The organism is Rhodococcus sp. NPDC059968, from assembly GCF_042738615.1.
Taxonomy (GTDB): Bacteria; Actinomycetota; Actinomycetes; order Mycobacteriales; family Mycobacteriaceae; genus Rhodococcus_F.
In genome coordinates, this window is the sequence record NZ_JBHWUE010000097.1 from 1 (window position 1) to 15,645 (window position 15,645).

At 64.5% G+C, this 15,645-nt stretch carries 14 protein-coding genes and 1 pseudogene; 4 read left to right on the top strand and 11 right to left on the bottom strand.

Features of this window, described 5'->3' with window-relative positions:
- A pseudogene (locus ACFWAY_RS43230) lies at nucleotides 1–195 on the top strand (LysR family transcriptional regulator); the annotation flags it as partial.
- A gap of 19 nt (nucleotides 196–214) precedes the next feature.
- On the opposite strand, the gene ACFWAY_RS43235 reads toward ACFWAY_RS43230, so the two are convergent.
- The 4 genes from ACFWAY_RS43235 to ACFWAY_RS43250 all read right to left on the bottom strand — a co-directional run bounded on the left by ACFWAY_RS43235 (nucleotide 215) and on the right by ACFWAY_RS43250 (nucleotide 4,302).
- The gene (locus ACFWAY_RS43235) at nucleotides 215–1,063 is read right to left on the bottom strand and encodes a MarR family winged helix-turn-helix transcriptional regulator (protein WP_378514824.1); all 849 of its coding nucleotides are present in this window, start codon (nucleotides 1,061–1,063) and stop codon (nucleotides 215–217) included.
- 153 nt (nucleotides 1,064–1,216) lie between these two features.
- On the bottom strand, nucleotides 1,217–2,386 hold the full coding sequence (locus ACFWAY_RS43240; protein ID WP_378514825.1) for a putative toxin-antitoxin system toxin component, PIN family: 1,170 nt from the start codon (nucleotides 2,384–2,386) through the stop codon (nucleotides 1,217–1,219).
- Between the two features lie 20 nt (nucleotides 2,387–2,406).
- Nucleotides 2,407–2,865, bottom strand: a complete 459-nt coding sequence (locus tag ACFWAY_RS43245) for a helix-turn-helix domain-containing protein (protein WP_378457769.1) — start codon at nucleotides 2,863–2,865, stop codon at nucleotides 2,407–2,409.
- Between the two features lie 537 nt (nucleotides 2,866–3,402).
- Entirely contained in the window at nucleotides 3,403–4,302 is a 900-nt protein-coding gene (locus ACFWAY_RS43250) for an alpha/beta fold hydrolase (protein WP_378457740.1), read from the bottom strand.
- Between the two features lie 631 nt (nucleotides 4,303–4,933).
- Here ACFWAY_RS43250 and ACFWAY_RS43255 point away from each other — a divergent pair.
- Together ACFWAY_RS43255 and ACFWAY_RS43260 are read left to right on the top strand one after the other, a co-directional pair.
- Entirely contained in the window at nucleotides 4,934–5,221 is a 288-nt protein-coding gene (locus tag ACFWAY_RS43255; RefSeq protein WP_378514826.1) for a hypothetical protein, read from the top strand.
- A 324-nt stretch (nucleotides 5,222–5,545) separates the two neighbouring features.
- The gene (locus tag ACFWAY_RS43260; protein WP_378457742.1) at nucleotides 5,546–5,839 is read left to right on the top strand and encodes a DUF4193 domain-containing protein; all 294 of its coding nucleotides are present in this window, start codon (nucleotides 5,546–5,548) and stop codon (nucleotides 5,837–5,839) included.
- Nucleotides 5,840–6,681: 842 nt separating this feature from the next.
- Here ACFWAY_RS43260 and ACFWAY_RS43265 read toward each other — a convergent pair.
- Nucleotides 6,682–6,960 carry a hypothetical protein gene (locus tag ACFWAY_RS43265; protein ID WP_378457743.1) on the bottom strand — a complete coding sequence of 93 codons (279 nt, stop codon included), beginning with the start codon at nucleotides 6,958–6,960 and terminating at the stop codon, nucleotides 6,682–6,684.
- A gap of 173 nt (nucleotides 6,961–7,133) precedes the next feature.
- Nucleotides 7,134–7,274: a hypothetical protein gene (locus tag ACFWAY_RS43270; protein WP_378457744.1), complete on the bottom strand. Its 141-nt coding sequence runs from the start codon at nucleotides 7,272–7,274 to the stop codon at nucleotides 7,134–7,136.
- Nucleotides 7,275–8,483: 1,209 nt separating this feature from the next.
- Between ACFWAY_RS43270 and ACFWAY_RS43275 the strand changes: the two genes are divergently transcribed.
- On the top strand, nucleotides 8,484–8,756 hold the full coding sequence (locus ACFWAY_RS43275; protein WP_378514827.1) for a hypothetical protein: 273 nt from the start codon (nucleotides 8,484–8,486) through the stop codon (nucleotides 8,754–8,756).
- A gap of 273 nt (nucleotides 8,757–9,029) precedes the next feature.
- Here the strand turns inward: ACFWAY_RS43275 and ACFWAY_RS43280 are convergent, their stop codons facing one another.
- From ACFWAY_RS43280 to ACFWAY_RS43300, 5 genes are all read right to left on the bottom strand, one after another.
- Entirely contained in the window at nucleotides 9,030–9,800 is a 771-nt protein-coding gene (locus ACFWAY_RS43280; RefSeq protein WP_378457745.1) for an SDR family NAD(P)-dependent oxidoreductase, read from the bottom strand.
- Between the two features lie 236 nt (nucleotides 9,801–10,036).
- Nucleotides 10,037–11,617 carry an APC family permease gene (locus ACFWAY_RS43285; protein WP_378514828.1) on the bottom strand — a complete coding sequence of 527 codons (1,581 nt, stop codon included), beginning with the start codon at nucleotides 11,615–11,617 and terminating at the stop codon, nucleotides 10,037–10,039.
- A gap of 107 nt (nucleotides 11,618–11,724) precedes the next feature.
- Nucleotides 11,725–13,035: an MFS transporter gene (locus tag ACFWAY_RS43290; RefSeq protein WP_378457747.1), complete on the bottom strand. Its 1,311-nt coding sequence runs from the start codon at nucleotides 13,033–13,035 to the stop codon at nucleotides 11,725–11,727.
- A gap of 185 nt (nucleotides 13,036–13,220) precedes the next feature.
- Nucleotides 13,221–13,973 (bottom strand): SDR family oxidoreductase, encoded by a 753-nt coding sequence (locus tag ACFWAY_RS43295; RefSeq protein WP_378457748.1) that lies wholly within the window; start codon nucleotides 13,971–13,973, stop codon nucleotides 13,221–13,223.
- Nucleotides 13,966–15,642: a tRNA-dihydrouridine synthase gene (locus ACFWAY_RS43300; protein WP_378514829.1), complete on the bottom strand. Its 1,677-nt coding sequence runs from the start codon at nucleotides 15,640–15,642 to the stop codon at nucleotides 13,966–13,968. Before ACFWAY_RS43300 ends, ACFWAY_RS43295 begins: the two co-directional genes overlap by 8 nt.
- Nucleotides 15,643–15,645: the final 3 nt, after the last annotated feature.

A 15,645-nucleotide genomic window follows, 5' to 3' on the forward strand; every position in this document is an offset into this window, starting at 1 on the left:
CTGGTCTCCGATCTCGGACTGACCCTGCGCCCACCGGGAATGGACGTCGTCGCGCTGACCGAACCGCTCATGCGGACGATCTCCATCGCCCATCGAGGCACAGCAGCACACCGACCACCGCTGCAACTGGTGATCGACGCCGTGCGCGCCGCGGCGGCCGCACAGGGGCTCGCCGCACGATCACCGTACCCGTAAGCCAAAGACGACACACGTTTTACCGCGCGTGAGCGGTTACACTGCATGAGGTGTCCGATCTGGCGTTGCGAGCGCATTCAGCACGTCGCGTAAAACATTCGGGTACAACACATTCGCGACGCAGAAGCACGGCGAACGTCAGTAGAGCCCAAGGTCTTCCGTGAGAGCCGCCAGCTCGTCCGCGGCGGCATGCGAACTCCCCAACTGCTCCCGCTGGTAAGCAAGCAGAGACGATGCGAGGATGTCGGACGACCATCCGGTACTCGATGCGCCCCTCGTCGAACAGCTTGATGACATGCGGATTCAATACTCGAGCTGTCAGCCATCGTCGACCTGACACGTGGAATTTGCAGTGACTTCGGAAAGGGCGCGGCCTACCCTGACGAGGTCGCGACGGTGACGATTGACAGTGACGGCGTGGCGCCATTGCAGCCAGGTTGGCCAGCCACGCACGCACGGTCCGCTCGTCCCGGTCGCTGAGACCACCGAGCGCGGCGCGCTCCGCCGCCCGCACTCGGCCCGTTGCCAAGTCCAGGCAGATGCGACCACGCTCGGTCGGGCGCACGAGCACCACCCGCCGGTTGACCGCTCGGCGCTCGAGCAACCCGGCGGCCTCGAGACCGAGGATCCATGTGTGCATCGTTTGCCGCGTGACCTGCGAGATGCGCGCGAGCTCGGAGGTGGACAGCTCCGGACGGGTCTCGAAGACGCTGAGGATCCCGTACTCCTGCGCCGACATCTCCAGGTCCTCCAGCGCTGCGTCCAGCAGCGCGCGGAAGCGCTGATTCGCGAGCCGGAACAGGTAGCCGAGATTCGCATCCGGTCGCGGCAGCTCCGCCGAGGCGGTTGTCAGCTTCTCTGACATCATGTCGCCACCGTACCACGCGTGTCAGCACATCTGACACCCAGAATTGGCGGATGCTTCCCCACCCAGACCTCGAGCCTGTCGGGCGACGCATGCTGGTGGCCTGGGATTATGCCGAGGGCGTCGGCCGCTAGGGCCGTGTCACCGCGTACCGAGTCAGGTCGTAGTGACAGGGTCCGCCTCAGTCCCCAGATTTCGCACCAGCCACCGACCGTCGACGAAATGCATGAGGACCGGGAATACCGGCCGAGCCTCGTTCGGCTGCCACACGCCGCCCTCCGGCGTCGAGGTGTCATGCACGTAGAGCACCTCGACGCCGGGGGCGACCATCCGTGTGCCGGTACCGATCCCCCACGTCGCCGGATCCGGCAGCAACGCCCGAAACGACCGCACATGCACACGCTCGAAATGCACCCACAGCGGATGCTCCGGCACCGGTTGTGCGAGAGCCGCTGCGACCGCCTCACCATCCCAACCGTCAACAGTCATCTGATAGTGGTTGTCCTGCACCCACCGCCATGCGAGCACCGCCCGGAAGTCCGGATCCACGTTCGGCCACACCGACAGCAGATCCCCGTCCACGCACACCGGCATCAAGAATGCCCACGCCGCACTCACCAGCTTCGTACGCCCGACGAACCACAACAATTCCGCCGGATCCATCGCACGAAGCTCCATGTAGGCCTCCCGCATCTCGGGAGGCACGGCGTTGATCTGCTCCGCGGTCAACTCCGGAAGGGTGGACGCCGCCGGCGCCTCGTCCGCGACGAACAACACTCGGACAGCGTCGACAAAACGCGGCGTCAGTCGCTCCAGTGACTGAAGTAACTCCCCGACCGTGCGGGGCGGGAGCATGTTCTTCGCGACCATCACATTCATGCACTCGAACACCGCTTCCGGGTCGAGATCAAGCTGATCACAAAGGAATTCGTCGGGATGGATCGCTTCGACGTCGAACGGGTCGAGGGCCGCCGGCGGGAAATCCGCCAGGTTGGCGGTTACGATCACACCCGCACCGGAGCGCACCGCCGCAGCCAGGACGTGCTGGTCCTTCGGATCGTTGATCATCGCGGGAATCAGCTCCCGGCATCCGCGCGACTCCTCCTCCGCGAACGGAAACGCCCTGCGCATCTGCTGCACCCGCCGCGCCGCCTGCTCCGGCGACTTACCGAACCTCTCCCCGGACAGATTCCGCTCGACCTCATCGAGCAGATCCAGCGTCCACACCGGCCGGAACAACTCGGCATCGGCCAGCGTCAACAGCAGATTGTTCAAGCTCTGAGGAAGCATGACGCACGTGTCGAGGACTACCCGAAAGGTCGTCATTGGTTGCCCTGCCCACCGGATCAGCGGGTCGTCACGAAGCCGTCAGCGGCGTCGCCCGGGCCCGGGGTTTCTTCGTGCGCCATCTCCTCGAACACCTGGCCGCGTCGCGCGCGCTCACGCTGCTGGAATTCGAGCACGTCCGTCAACTCCACCCGCCGATGCCGGCCTGGCGAGGTGTAGGGAATCTTCCCCGCCTCCAGCAACCGCACCAACGTCGGCCGGGTAATACCCAGCAGCTCCGCGGCCTCCTGCGTCGTCAACACGGTGCGATGTGGCTCCACCGAAACCGCCTGCCCCCGATCCAGCGCCGTCACCGCGTCGACGAGCAACCCCCGAACACTGTCCGGCAACGGCACCGACCCTTCCGGGGTCGAGATCGACACCGCCTCAGAACCGGCGAGAACAGCCTTCAGCGCGGAGAAAAGGTCCCGGTCGTCGGTGCCCGGCGGCAGCACCGTGTGGTTCACCTCAGCGCCCATAACCCACCATAAAACGAAAAAAACGAACACGCAATGCGGCGGGGGCCGCGGAGACGGATCCTCCGACAAGGCGGAATCAGCGCCAGCGCCAGACCCAGTTCCATCACCTTGACCGGTGGTGTGGCGTCGCCGACGCCGCACACCGCTGCCATGACCTTGACCAAGCAGGATTCCCCTCGGGGGTTGGGGTTCGGAATCTTCCCGGTCCCTCCGCCGCCGCTTCATTGCACCTTGACCAGACATGGATAGGAGAGTCCGCGATTCCCGCAAACCGTGGTGGAAAAGCTAGCCGACGGCTAAGCACGTGCGTCGAATATCTGCGCCTCACAACTTATTTCAATCGTCTATTCCCGGGGGGATGTTCGAGGGCTTCGCGGTGATCTCGAGCGCTTCGTTCGCGGCACGACAGGAAGGTTGCGGGAGGCATTCGGTCAGACGGCGACCGGTTTCGGAGCCGAATCCGATCACCGACGCAACCGGCACAGTTGCAGATCCGAGCTGAGCCCATGGCCGGTTACGTTCGAGGGCCTCGATGCTTCAGTTACGCAATGCGACAACGTCTTCGTCGAGAAATCCCTTCAATCCGCCACTGAAGACATCGTTGTCGTCGCCGGCGACCATATGGCCGGCCCCGGTGACATCGATCTGTTTGGCGGTCGGGATCAGCTCCAGCAGTTCCTTGGCGCCTTCTTCGCTGACCACATGGGATTGCTTGCCACGAACGAGCATCGTGGGAACAGTGATTGTGGCTGCGGCGTCCCGAGCGCGTTCGTATCGCACGATCGACTCCGCTTGGCGGGTGGGTTCGTCGCCGTGGCGAAGGAACTCCGGATCCCAATGCCAGAACCAGCGGCCATCACGCAGGCGGAGGTTCTTGTGCAACCCCTGCGGGTTGGGCTTGCGGACGCGGTTCGGGGTATACGCCGCGATCGCCGCTGCAGCGTCGTCGAGACTCTCGAAACCATCGAGACCACTGCGCATGAACGCCATGATCTCCGCGGTGCCGGCGGTTTCGACCTTCGGTGCGATATCGACCAAGACCAGACCGCGAGCGAGCTCGGGATTCTCCCCTTGCCCGATCAACGACGTCATACCGCCCATCGAGGCACCGACGAGTACCGGCTTCTCCCCCAGTTCGCCGATGATCGATGTCAAGTCGGCGACCAGCGCATCGATGCCGTAGTCCCCGTCCGGTGCCCACTGGCTGTCTCCATGTCCACGTGCGTCCACAGCGATGGCGGACCAGCCGTCCGACGCGAGGCTGCGTCCGGTATTTCGCCAGGAATGCCGGGTCTGCCCGCCGCCGTGCAGCAACAGGACCAGGCCTTTTCTGTCGACGCCCGATCCGCCGGCACCCTGGGACGGCGGATCCCACCGGTCGGCGGCAAGTGTGACACCGGCACCGCGGAATTCGGACTGTCTGCCTACGGGATCCATGAAGTTCCTCACCAACATCGTCGAGTCGAGCATTCTCCATCATGTTGCACTACTAGGTGAACAATGATTCACTCCCGTACCCGTTGCGCCTCTCCCGCGCGGTGACCGCAGCTCTCCCAGCGGGCATGCCGTGGGCGCAGATCGCCGCACATTTCGCCGTACCACCCGAATTTTCAGAGCCGCAGTTGGCGACCTGGCGACCTCGGGTAGCGACCGACGGATCCCCGGACCACACTCAGCGCTACGCGGCGCCTCCCGATCCCCGAGCCCGTACAGGCCCGCCGCAGTGCGGAGAGGAGCCGAGTCGGGCACCTGCCGATCCGGCCGCTGCCACGCCGAGCTGCGCGCGGGCACCAAAACAGGCACCCCACCCCGCCGGATGGCCGGTCCGGATACGTGCGTAAACACGAACTATGGAAGAACCCGATCAGTTCTTCACACGCTTGAGGCAGCCATGCTCGAAAACCCCGCCCCACCGCCGCGGACGTCACCGGCAACCTTTACCCCATCCGCTGCAGAAACCAGCGACCCGTGTCGGGGTCACCCCGAGCGCAGCCGATTCGGCAACCGTGCGGCCCGTCGGCGGCGTGCCCGGACTGGCGCCCTCACAGGCTCTCCTGAGCTCGACTGGTTGCGGCAGTCCCTGCGTGCCTGCGATCTTCTCGCCAGCGTCCAATCCATCAGCCCCTCGGACCGGGCGCTCGTTGCTTTCGCCATCGAGTGGGCTCCCTACGGCGGCGCCGACGCCGAGGAACTGTTCATCAAATTCGGCGTACAACGGAACAGGTTCCTACATCTGCTCCAAGCCGCGATGACCCCGAGACCATCAGACCTCGGGCACCTACGCAACCTCAAGACCACTCTCTTCAACGACCTCCTCCGCGCATGGAACGAAACGCCGACGCACAGCAGGAAGTAGTGCCGCAAGATTTCGTCACGCGGGTACCCGAGGGCAGCACAAAACCTTGCGCGAAGATCACCTGGTCAGACGGTCGGTGACGTACTCGTTGTCGGCCAGGCGTAAACGAGGACGAGCTGCCGCTAGCCCTGCCGCGGCTCCCGAACCCGGATGGTTGGGATCCGCCGTCGCACCGGTTAGGGCGATCTGCAACTTGTGTCGGGGTGCAGATCGGCACCGGTGTGGTCGTGCGGCCACAGCACCCCAAGACCCCGGGTGCATGTCCTGCCACCGGACCCTCTAACCTGGCGGATCCGAACACGCAGAGCATGAGGTAGAACAGTCATGGCCACCGACTACGACGCACCGAGAGTCACCGAATCCGACGAGTCGACGGACACGTCCCTCGAACAGCTGACAGCCAGCAGGAAAGAATCCCAGTCACCCGTCTTGGACGTCGAGGACACCGACACCGCCGAGTCCTTCGAGCTACCCGGCGCCGACCTGTCCGGCGAAGAATTCACCGTGCGCGTCATCCCGAAACAGTCGGACGAGTTCACCTGCACCAGTTGCTTCCTGGTCCATCACCGTAGTCGCCTCGCCGATGGTGAGCAGCTGATCTGCCGGGACTGCGCCTGAGAAAATCGATACCTCCGGGTGCCTCGGTCTGGGCGTCCGAGGCACCGGAGTTCGGGAGGATCCTTCGCGGCCGTGATCAGGCGATCGACCATTGTCACCTGGTGCCAGCACTCGGCTACCCCCTCCGGAGGTCGCCGGACCGGCCTCGAGTCGGTCGGTCAAGCACCGGATCGACCACGCCGGCCCAAGTCCGGATTCGGGATCCCGGTTGTTGTTCCCGGCCGGGGCGAGCCGGCACCGCCTGCCACCACTCGTCCAGCGCGGCCCACACCGGAAAAAACATACGTGACGTGGATCACATGGCTGCGATACGGGCGGCCGCCGGATCTACCATTTTCCTCGCACCGGAACCCACAAAGCGCAGGTCGACGATACAATATTGCGCCAGCCAAACCCCTACTGGCTAGCAGGGATTGGCGCACACCGTTCCGCCGAAGTCCTCGGATCCAGACGAGAATTTCACACGCTGCCAACACCCGAGGAGACACCGGCGAGGTCAACCAACCAGGTACACCGACGCGGAACCGCACCGCCCGACTCGAGCGCGCGCCCCTTCCCGGGACGCACCTCGCACGACGAGCGCGGTCAGCGTTCGCGCGGCGGGTACCTGTTGCACGTCCCGGCGAGGCCCGGCCGGAGCGGACTACACTCCGACCGGGCCGCTTCGGCTCACCTAGGCTTCACAGCAACCCCGGCCGATCTCACGACCGCGTATGCCACTGCAGCCGAACGGTTTTCAGACTCCGTTGATACTCCAGGACCGGCTCGACGTCGACAGCTCAGCCCGTCCCGCACCGACAGCCGCAACACCAGGATCCTCGCGGTCCCGGAACACGCCATCCTCACCCGACACAGATCAGTACGCCCACGATCACTACCGCGACCAGCGACGCGCCGCCGCAGATCAGCCACGCCTGCGTTGCGAGCTGCCGCCACTGATCGCACCGACCAACCACCTCGGCGACCGCGACCGATCGCCCCAGGTCCGCATCAGACGCTCGCGATCCCGACAGGCGGCGGGCCTTCGCATCCGCTCGTGCCGCCACACCGAACGAGACGGGGACCACCACCAGCGCAACTACCAGCAGGCCAACCATGACGCCCATACCCGTCCCAAACATTGCCGTTCCTTCCACACCACTAGGGCGCCCGTCACCGGTGCCGCGCATTAGTCACCGGCCACAGAGACACACGGGCACAACCAATCCCCCTGTCAGCTCTATCGCCGAACTGCCACCTGGTGTTTCACTCCGCGACCACAGGCACCAGCGGAGGACCCCACGTCGTCGCGGGCCTACACGCCGGGCATCGGGAACTTCCACACCGCCACCACAACCACGCCCATGACCAATCCGGCGTACAAAACAGTGCCAACCACGCTGACCCGCAACGCATTCAGCAGATTGGTGCCCAGGTTCTCGGTGATCCGTGCCATGACAACTCTTCTCTCACGTGCAGATATTCTCGACTGCCACGTCGATGACGTCGCACCAGCTACATTGGACCGACTTCGACACCTGCACATTGGCCGAAATACCTACACCCATACCCGCATTTGGGTCTGGAGGTTTGGGTCTCGACTCAGGGTTGCAACCGAACATCCCGAGCGCCAGGTTTCTCCCACAGATTTAGCTGTGTTCTACGTCACACAGCCGGTGCCTGAACCATGACACCCCGACATTTCGCCGCACCGGCAAGATCATGCGGGGGTTGCCAGGCGGCCGAGCCCGGGAACCGACCGGGCCATTGGTCGTCCGCGACAACGGCAGGTGAGCAGCTCGCCGCAAAATTCTCGTCTGCGCGGACAGCTCCAAATGCCTTCCGGACATGCTGTGGCACAGTAGAATCGGCTGAAAATGCACCACCTTCACTTGAATCGCTCGTTATCGAAGTCGGCCGCCAGTGCTGTGCTGTGCCCTGCCGAAGCAGAACACACCGGTTCCGGCACCACCACACCTGTCGCAGGCTCGCGCCGATCACCGGCTCGACGGCGCCCATCGGATCGTGAATGCACCGCAGAACGCTTCGAAATCGCACTTACTGGTCGGTAATTCAGAGGTGTAGGAAATTGTGCAATGGCATGGATCACACTCCCTGGACTTCCAGGCTCCGTCTCACGAAGATCACTAATGCGCCGCTCGTAACTACGTGCGGGTTGTCCGTGTAGCGCCCCTGCCAGCTGATACCGATCGTTGGCGGGGGCTGCGCTTGGCTGCTCCACAAGATATCCGGCGTCGCCACGCTCCCGGACACCCCCATTGACGCCGCGACTCCTGGCCAACGTTCTCGGCCACCGAACGAGTCACCCTCGCCCCCAACCGTGTCCTGCTCATTCCTGCCCGCTACCGCCGCGCGTCGACGCCGGACTCTTCGCCGCTCGGGCCAGAGAGCAGACCCATCGGTACACCCGGATATCGGTAGACCGATACGCACGATCACGACGAACTCCTCTGTCCCGCCAGAAACGGTCGTCCGCGTTCGGGACGCCACGCGCAGCGCCGACCCTGGACCGATCGCACCCGAGCCGCCGCAGGCACTGTCGTCGCCCACACGGTCGGCAACAGCTACCGGTATCCGGCATTCCAATTCGACGACGTCACCGCCTCGGTCCGCGAGGCCGTCGCCGACCCGTTGGGTGTGGCCTGTGCACAGCAATCACCGCGCCGCACACGCCCGGACCGACCCGGCGGCGGTGGCGGAGCCAGTCGTCAGCAAGTCCGACAAAGGCGGAGACACCGGCGACCCGAATCGCGAAGTGCGGGCCGTCGGCAAGTTGCTTTGCCGTACTGTCGAATCGATTCCAGAGTTCCTTCACGGCAACTTCCAGACGAGCTGTTCGGGTCGCATTATTCTGGGCTATGGCCAGCCGAGCAGTGTCGGCCGAGGCGATTGCGGCCGCGACGACAGCGCCCACTGAATGCGGAATTTCCGCGCCCGAGAGCGTACTTCCGTCAAAGTCGACAGGCCTGAACTGACGCTACTGCCGTTGTCGACAAACACTTTTGATCAGTTTTCTGTGGATTTCAGTTAGCGTACTTACGTGACCTGGCGATTCGATCATTTACAGCACTGAAAAGTACTCGTGAACATCACATTACGTCTACCTGGCGTCTGTTTGGCATTTCCGGTAGTAGCGCAAGCGGCCTTCGGTGCTCCGCGCCCACGCCCTGCGCCAGGCGGCCCAATTCTCTTAAAGCATCGGCTGGCGGGTCAGTGTGCCGCCGTCGACAGTGATGGTTTGCCCCGTGATGTAGCTGGCATCATCGGAGACAAGGAAGGCCACCACTGATGCGATCTCCTCCGGCGTACCGAGTCGGCGCATCGGTACGTACCGTGCGATGACCTCATCGGACAGGTCGGCGACCAACGGATCGACCATCGGTGTTCGTATGCAGCCGGGCGCAACGCAGTTGACCCTGATGTTTTCATCGGCCCACTCAATGGCGCTGGTCTGCGTGAGCGATATCAGTCCGGCTTTCGAGGCGTTGTAGGCCGCGAAGTTGGCTTCGGCCGCCAGTCCGTTGACCGAGGCGATATTGACGATCGATCCGCCGCCGGTGGACCGCATGGAACGCGCCGCCGCGGCAGAGGTGAGTGCCGCACCGCGCAAGTTGTTGTGCAAAGTGGCGTCCCATCTCTCGGCCGTCATGTCGACCATGGCGATCGACTCATAGATGCCGGCATTATTGACGAGATAATCGACCCCGCCGAATAGATCGAGGCACCGACCGACAATGCTGCTACCCACGTCCGGATCCGCCAGATCGGCAGCCATTCCGGCAACTTGACCGCTGTGCTGGTTCAGCTCCGCAGCCACCGCATCGACCTGGGCTGTATTGCGCGAGCAGATCAGCACCCGGTAGCCCCGCCGTGCAAATAGCTCTGCGCAGGCGTAACCGATCCCCTTGGTGCCTCCGGTGATAACAGCGCGGCGGTCCACACCGGTTTCCGAGTTGTTCACAGTTACTTCCCTTTCCTCGCTTGGATGAATTTGGCGACGGTCGGCACGGGCCGCATCTTGCTTTCCGTACCCGCGGTCAGACTCGAAATACGCTGCGACCGAACGCTAATCACTGCATGATCGGCTTTCCCAGCTACGGCTAGCTGTTCAGTTCCACCGCTGCGAGGATCGCAGTTCGCCGTGTCGGTAGCTGACCGCGCCGTGCTTCTAGCGTGCGGGGCCCGGGGTGCGCCGGATCAGTCGTCGTGGTCGGTGAATGCCCGGACCGGCCCCACGCTCGATGCCTGTACCTGTCGAGCGTTGGACAGTTGGTCAGCATTGTTGACTACCCCGTCGTGGACGGTGGTAGCACCCGTGGTCGCGCGCATCTCGAGCTCGAGCGCGAGCGCATCGGCACCCTGGGGCATCGCCGGAGCGGGAAGCCGCCAGACCAGTGGAAGCTTGTCCTGGACGACGCGTCGATAGGCATAGAGCGCAACCGACACCAGCAGGATGCTCACTGCGATCACAGAATCCCGGGAGCCGCCGTAACCCAGTAGGGAGGGATTCAGAACACCGACGACGGTGATGAAGACGTTGAACACCACCAGAACTGCCACGACAGGAATCCAGCCATTGCTCCGCCGAATTGGCCGAGGCCAGTTCGGCCGGTCCTTGCGCAGCAGCAGGAACGCCGACAGGCCCAGGATGATCGACAGGAGGTAACCGAGGTTGCTTGCCAGCAAGATACTCACCGGATGGCCCACCAAGACCATGACGGTCGCGTTGAGGAGCACGTCCAAGGTCAGCGACCGGCCGGGCACACCCCAGCGGTTGACCCAGTCGAGTTGCTTGATGGTCATGCCTTCCTGCGCAAGCCCAAAAAGGGCGCGACCCCCGTCGGCGGTCGTGGAAATCATCCCGACCAGCAACGAAAATGCGATCACGAGGGTTCCGATCCACGACGCACCGCCGAAGGCTTGGCCGAATGCCACGGCGACATAGGTCACCGGGTTGTCTCGGATCGTTCCTTCGCCAAGACCACCCGACAGAGCGGTCGGCACGACGACGAACAGTACGATCATGAACAGCGAAATTCGCGACATCGCCTTGGAAGTGTCGCGGGCGGTGTCCTTGTACTCGGGAGCGAACGAAGCAACGATCTCCCCCGCATAGACTGCCCACGCGGTCACGTAGAACACGACTACGACTGTTCGCCAGTCTCCCGTGACCGACCACGACAAATTACCCGTCGACCACTGGATCGACGGGCTGACCAGGCACGCCACCGACACCACGGTGAGACCCACGATCACGAGCAGGCCGAGCACCTTGTTGACCGCGGCACCGAACTTCAAGCCGAAGTAGTTGAACGCCCAGGCGAACAGCATGGCACCGAGGGCGAAGAGGTGCTCGAGCCCGAGGTGGTTGCCGAAGATGTCGAAGGCGAGAGTGTTGTCCTGGAACCAGGTCGCCTCGATCAACTCTCCGAAGACGACCGCCGCCATGGAGATAGTCAGAGACCAACCGAGCCAGTAGCCGAACGCGGCGACAGCACCAAGCGGAGCGAAGTATTTCTTCCAGCCCTCGATGGCATAGCGCGCGACGCCCCCGGAGTCACGCGGAAACATTGCTGCCATCTCCGCGAATACCCGGCACTGGAGATAGCTGATGGCAGCACCGCAGAACCAGACCGTAATTGCGGTCCACGCGCCGACGACCCCGAGAAGGTAGCCGAATGTCACGAACAACCCGGTGGGTAGGGCAAGTGCAATGGCGATTCCATCGCGCCAGGTCAGTGTCTTGGCGAGTTTATGATGGTTCACGCTATCGCTCATCGTAGTGCTCCTTCATATTGGTCAGTGCGTGCTCGAGACTGGGAACGGTGCGCTGACCCGACCGTCGCGCGGACGGCTGAGGGCCCTCGTGTTCACCGCGTTGGTGCTCACTCTCCGGCGAAGGTGCCGCTGTATCGGCGGGCCGCGACGTACAAGACAACGCTGACGACCGACAGAAGAGCGGTGTAGACGGGGAAGACCCACAACAGGTCACGGCTCTGCAGCCAGACGATCAGATAGGACGCGGTGCCACCGAAGGCGGCTACCGCGACGCCGTAGCCCAGCCCGGTGCCGGTCGCCCGACAGTACTTAGGCATCAGCGACGTGGACACGACGTTGTAGAGCGTCATGTTCGCCGCCAGCAGTACGCCGCCGAGCAGCAGGACCACGGTGAAGGTGCTCAGGCCGGGTCCGGCGTACAGCAGCATCAGGAAGATGCCGGGGACGGCCGCGAGGCGGGTGACCACGAATGCCCGGGACAGGCGCACACGGTCGGCGATCCGGCCGGTGATGATCGACCCGATCAGCATGATCACCCCGAGCACGCTGGTGACGGCGAAGATCGTGGTCGGGTTCTCGCCGTAGGTGCCCCGGGCCAGGGTGGGCAGGCCGACGTTCCACGCGTAGTTGTAGGCCTGCGCGGCGCCGACGACGAAGATGATCGCGGCCAGACCGAGCCAATGTCGTCGGACGCCGTCCCAGGTGCCCGACGTGCGTTCGGTCTTCTCCTCCTCCGACAGCGTCTCGGGGAGAGCACGCCGCAGGTAGAGCACGAAGAAGCTCATCGCGGCGCCGACCAGCATCGGGACCCGCCAACCCCACGTCGACATGGCGTCGCCGCCGATGATGTAGCTGGTCGCGAAGCTGACCAGGGAGGCGAGCAGGATGCCGAAGTTCTGGAAGAAGCTGATGTAGCCGGCCGCCCTACCCTCGTGTCCGGCCGGCATCAACTCCACGGCGTACGCCGTGGACAGCGGCGCCTCGATGCCGGTGGACAGGCCTTGTAGCAGTCGGCAGGCCAGCAGCAGGATCCCGGCCCAGACGCCGATCGAGTCGTAGGACGGCAGCAGCGCAATACTCAGGGTGGTGACCGCCATGATGCCGACCGACCAGAGCATCACCCGGCGACGCCCGACGCGGTCGGCGACGTTGCCGAGCAGGACTCCGCCCAGCGGCCGGACGCAGAACCCGACCGCGAATACGGCCAGCGCGTCGAGGGTCGACGACACGGGGTCCTGCGACGGGAAGAACTGCGGCCCGATGAACGCGGCGAGGAGGCCGAAGATCATCCAGTCGTACCACTCGAGGGTGTTGCCGAGGCCGAGTCCGAGCATTGCCCTACGGGTGGAGGGCGGGGAGTCCTTTGCGTGTTGCGGCGCCGACACGGAGTTCGCCGTGGGGTCCTGGGTGTCGGTCATGACGAACTCTCCGGGTATATAGGGAGGACCCATTTGGGGTGCACTCGGTGGTTCCCTGGGCGCGGAGCTCCCGCCAGGAAATGGGCAAGCCCCTGCCAGGAACGTGAGCTGTTGACGGTCGGTTCCGGCCGGCGGTCGCAACCGGGGTTGCGAGGACGATCGATGGTGCGCGCCGTCGAGTCAGTTCAAAGTGACTGCGCGCCATCGACGACCAACGTCACACCTCGTACGAACTCGGCGGCCGGTGAGGCCAGGAACCCGACCGCCTGTGCGATGTCGTTTGGCGTCGCCAGCCTGCCTGCCGGGATGCCGGACCGATAGGACTTCAGGTCGCCGACGACCTGTCGGTCATTCGGGACACCGAGCTCCTCCCACTGCCGGCGCTGCATCTCGGTGTCGCAGGATCCCGGAGCGACAGCGTTGACGCGGATTCCCTCTGCCGAAAGCTCGAGTGCGAGGCATTCGAGCATCATTTTGGTAGCGGCCTTGGTGGCGGAGTACGCGCCGAGGTCGAGACGGGGCTTGTGCGCACAGTTCGAGGTGATCGCGATCAGCGACCCACCCCCTTCGGCGCGCATATGGGAGATGTGAGGGCGGAAGGTGTTGAGCACTCCCAAGGTGTTGATCCGAAAGTGGTTCACGAGGTTGTCGACGGGGTCGCTCGCCAACCGACCGGACACGCACCTTCCGGCGTTGGCGACCACCGTGTCGGGTGGGCCTCCCAGCGCATCTGTCAGCGCCAGGGCCGCGTTCTCCATGGCAGCGGCATCGCTCACGTCGCACTCGGCGAAAGCTACCCGGCCCTTCAGTCGGGCATTGGGCTCCTGCCGGTCGATTACGGCGACAGCAGCTCCATCTGACAGGAGTTTCTCGACGATGGCCTCGCCTATGCCTTGGCTGCCCCCGGTGACGATGCAACGCATCGGGTTACTAGTCATCAATGTTTTCCTTCCAAGCTTGGATGTATGCGTCGTGCACGGCCGCGGCCAGCTCGCCCGGCCGCGCCGCGTCGCCGATCTTGATGGTGCGAACTCCCGGTATGCGGGTCGGCTCCTTCGTGCGGGGGTTGCGCAGGTTATAGAGCAACATGTGGTGGAGCCGATCACTTTTCATCAGCCGCTTCGGCAGTGGTGCGCGGGACAGGACGCGGATGAGGATGCGGACGAGGGGCCCGAGGTTGCCCACATAGTTGGCGCCCCTGGCGTCAACGACGACGTCGACGTCGGTACGCCATTCAGGCGGCGGTTCCCGGTCCCCCTCCGGGGAGATGTGAACGCCGGCGTCGATGGCCTCGTTCCACAGTCCGTCGAAGTAGCGGTGCATCCGCTGTCGATCCGGCGTGTAGCCGTTGAAGGTGGGTGCTGCCGCCGCCTTCCAGGTGCGGTCCCGTGCGATGACGTACACCTGGTGTCCCGCTCGTGCCGATTCCAAAGCGTAGGTCAGGCCGGCCGGCCCGGCGCCGAACACGAGTCGACGTTGCGCAGCGGTTCCAGCGGCAGGCCTGGCGGTGGTCGTCACGGTGGGGTTCACCGCGCAGGCAAGCTGTTTACCCGAGCGCATGGTCCGCACACAGTGATTGCACGCCAAGCACTCTCGCACTTGCTGCTGTTGCTGCGTCTTGCGCGCCCAATGAGGATCGGCGATCTGGCCGCGCCCCACCGCGACGAAGTCCGTCCACCCCTGCGCGAGAGCGTCTTCGGCCACAGCCGGGTTGTTCACCCGTCCAACCGCTATGACGGGCAGCCGCGTGCGTGTCTTGACCACGCGCGCCGCGTCGAGGAATACGCCGTCCTTGTACGGCATGGGCGGGATCATGATCTCGGGATCGGCGGACTTGTAGTGCCCGCCGGTCACCGAGACGGCGGAGACGCCGGCGTCCTCCAGGTAGGGAAGGAACGCGAGCGAGTCGTCCAACGTTTGTCCGGCTGAGTAGTAGTCCTGACCGCTGAGGCGGTAGCTCAGCGGGATGTCGACAGCGTCGACGATCCGGCGCACCAATGACGCGAGGAAGTCGTACCGGGCCGCGGCGTCCGGCAGCACCCGATTCTCGTCGGCGCTGATCAGCTGCGCCAGGAGGTATCCGTGGGCGCCGTGGAGCTCAACCACGTCGAACCCTGCCTCCTCGGCCCGTCTGGCCGCGTCGACGTGATCCACCACGAGCTGCTCCAGGGAGTCCTCGTCGAAAAGCTCGGGAAAGTTCACGAAGCGTGCCGTCTCGAACACGGGTACCGGCCCCGCAGTCGCGGCCAGGGGACGCCCGCCGAGTTCGGTCGGGAGCGCCCGCGCTCCGCCGTGGCCGAGTTGGATGCCGGCCCGGGCACCCTGCTCGTGGATGGCTGCGACGAGAGAGCGCAGGCCGGGTATGTACTCGTCCGAGTCGATGCCCAGCTCGCGCCCTCGGTGGCGACCACGACGCTGCGGCGAGGCCATCTCCACGATCACGAGGCCGCAGCCACCCCTGGCCCGCTCCTGGTAGTAGCTCACGAGCTCCGGCGTGACCTCTCCGGAGGGGGTGGCCAGCCGGGTGGTCATGCTGGGCAAGACGACCCGGTTGCGAATCTCGACGCCGCCGATCGAGCTCGGGCTGAAGAGGTGGACGTAGGACATGGC

Bases quoted from the DNA above. Each gene is read 5' to 3' on its own strand.
- ACFWAY_RS43300 (WP_378514829.1), bottom strand. From the start codon at position 15,642: ATGTCCTACGTCCACCTCTTCAGCCCGAGCTCGATCGGCGGCGTCGAG.
- ACFWAY_RS43270 (WP_378457744.1), bottom strand. From the start codon at position 7,274: ATGGCACGGATCACCGAGAACCTGGGCACCAATCTGCTGAATGCGTTG.
- ACFWAY_RS43245 (WP_378457769.1), bottom strand. From the start codon at position 2,865: ATGGGCGCTGAGGTGAACCACACGGTGCTGCCGCCGGGCACCGACGAC.
- ACFWAY_RS43290 (WP_378457747.1), bottom strand. From the start codon at position 13,035: ATGACCGACACCCAGGACCCCACGGCGAACTCCGTGTCGGCGCCGCAA.
- ACFWAY_RS43240 (WP_378514825.1), bottom strand. From the start codon at position 2,386: ATGACGACCTTTCGGGTAGTCCTCGACACGTGCGTCATGCTTCCTCAG.
- ACFWAY_RS43285 (WP_378514828.1), bottom strand. From the start codon at position 11,617: ATGAGCGATAGCGTGAACCATCATAAACTCGCCAAGACACTGACCTGG.
- ACFWAY_RS43295 (WP_378457748.1), bottom strand. From the start codon at position 13,973: ATGACTAGTAACCCGATGCGTTGCATCGTCACCGGGGGCAGCCAAGGC.
- ACFWAY_RS43250 (WP_378457740.1), bottom strand. From the start codon at position 4,302: ATGGATCCCGTAGGCAGACAGTCCGAATTCCGCGGTGCCGGTGTCACA.
- ACFWAY_RS43265 (WP_378457743.1), bottom strand. From the start codon at position 6,960: ATGTTTGGGACGGGTATGGGCGTCATGGTTGGCCTGCTGGTAGTTGCG.
- ACFWAY_RS43260 (WP_378457742.1), top strand. From the start codon at position 5,546: ATGGCCACCGACTACGACGCACCGAGAGTCACCGAATCCGACGAGTCG.
- ACFWAY_RS43235 (WP_378514824.1), bottom strand. From the start codon at position 1,063: ATGATGTCAGAGAAGCTGACAACCGCCTCGGCGGAGCTGCCGCGACCG.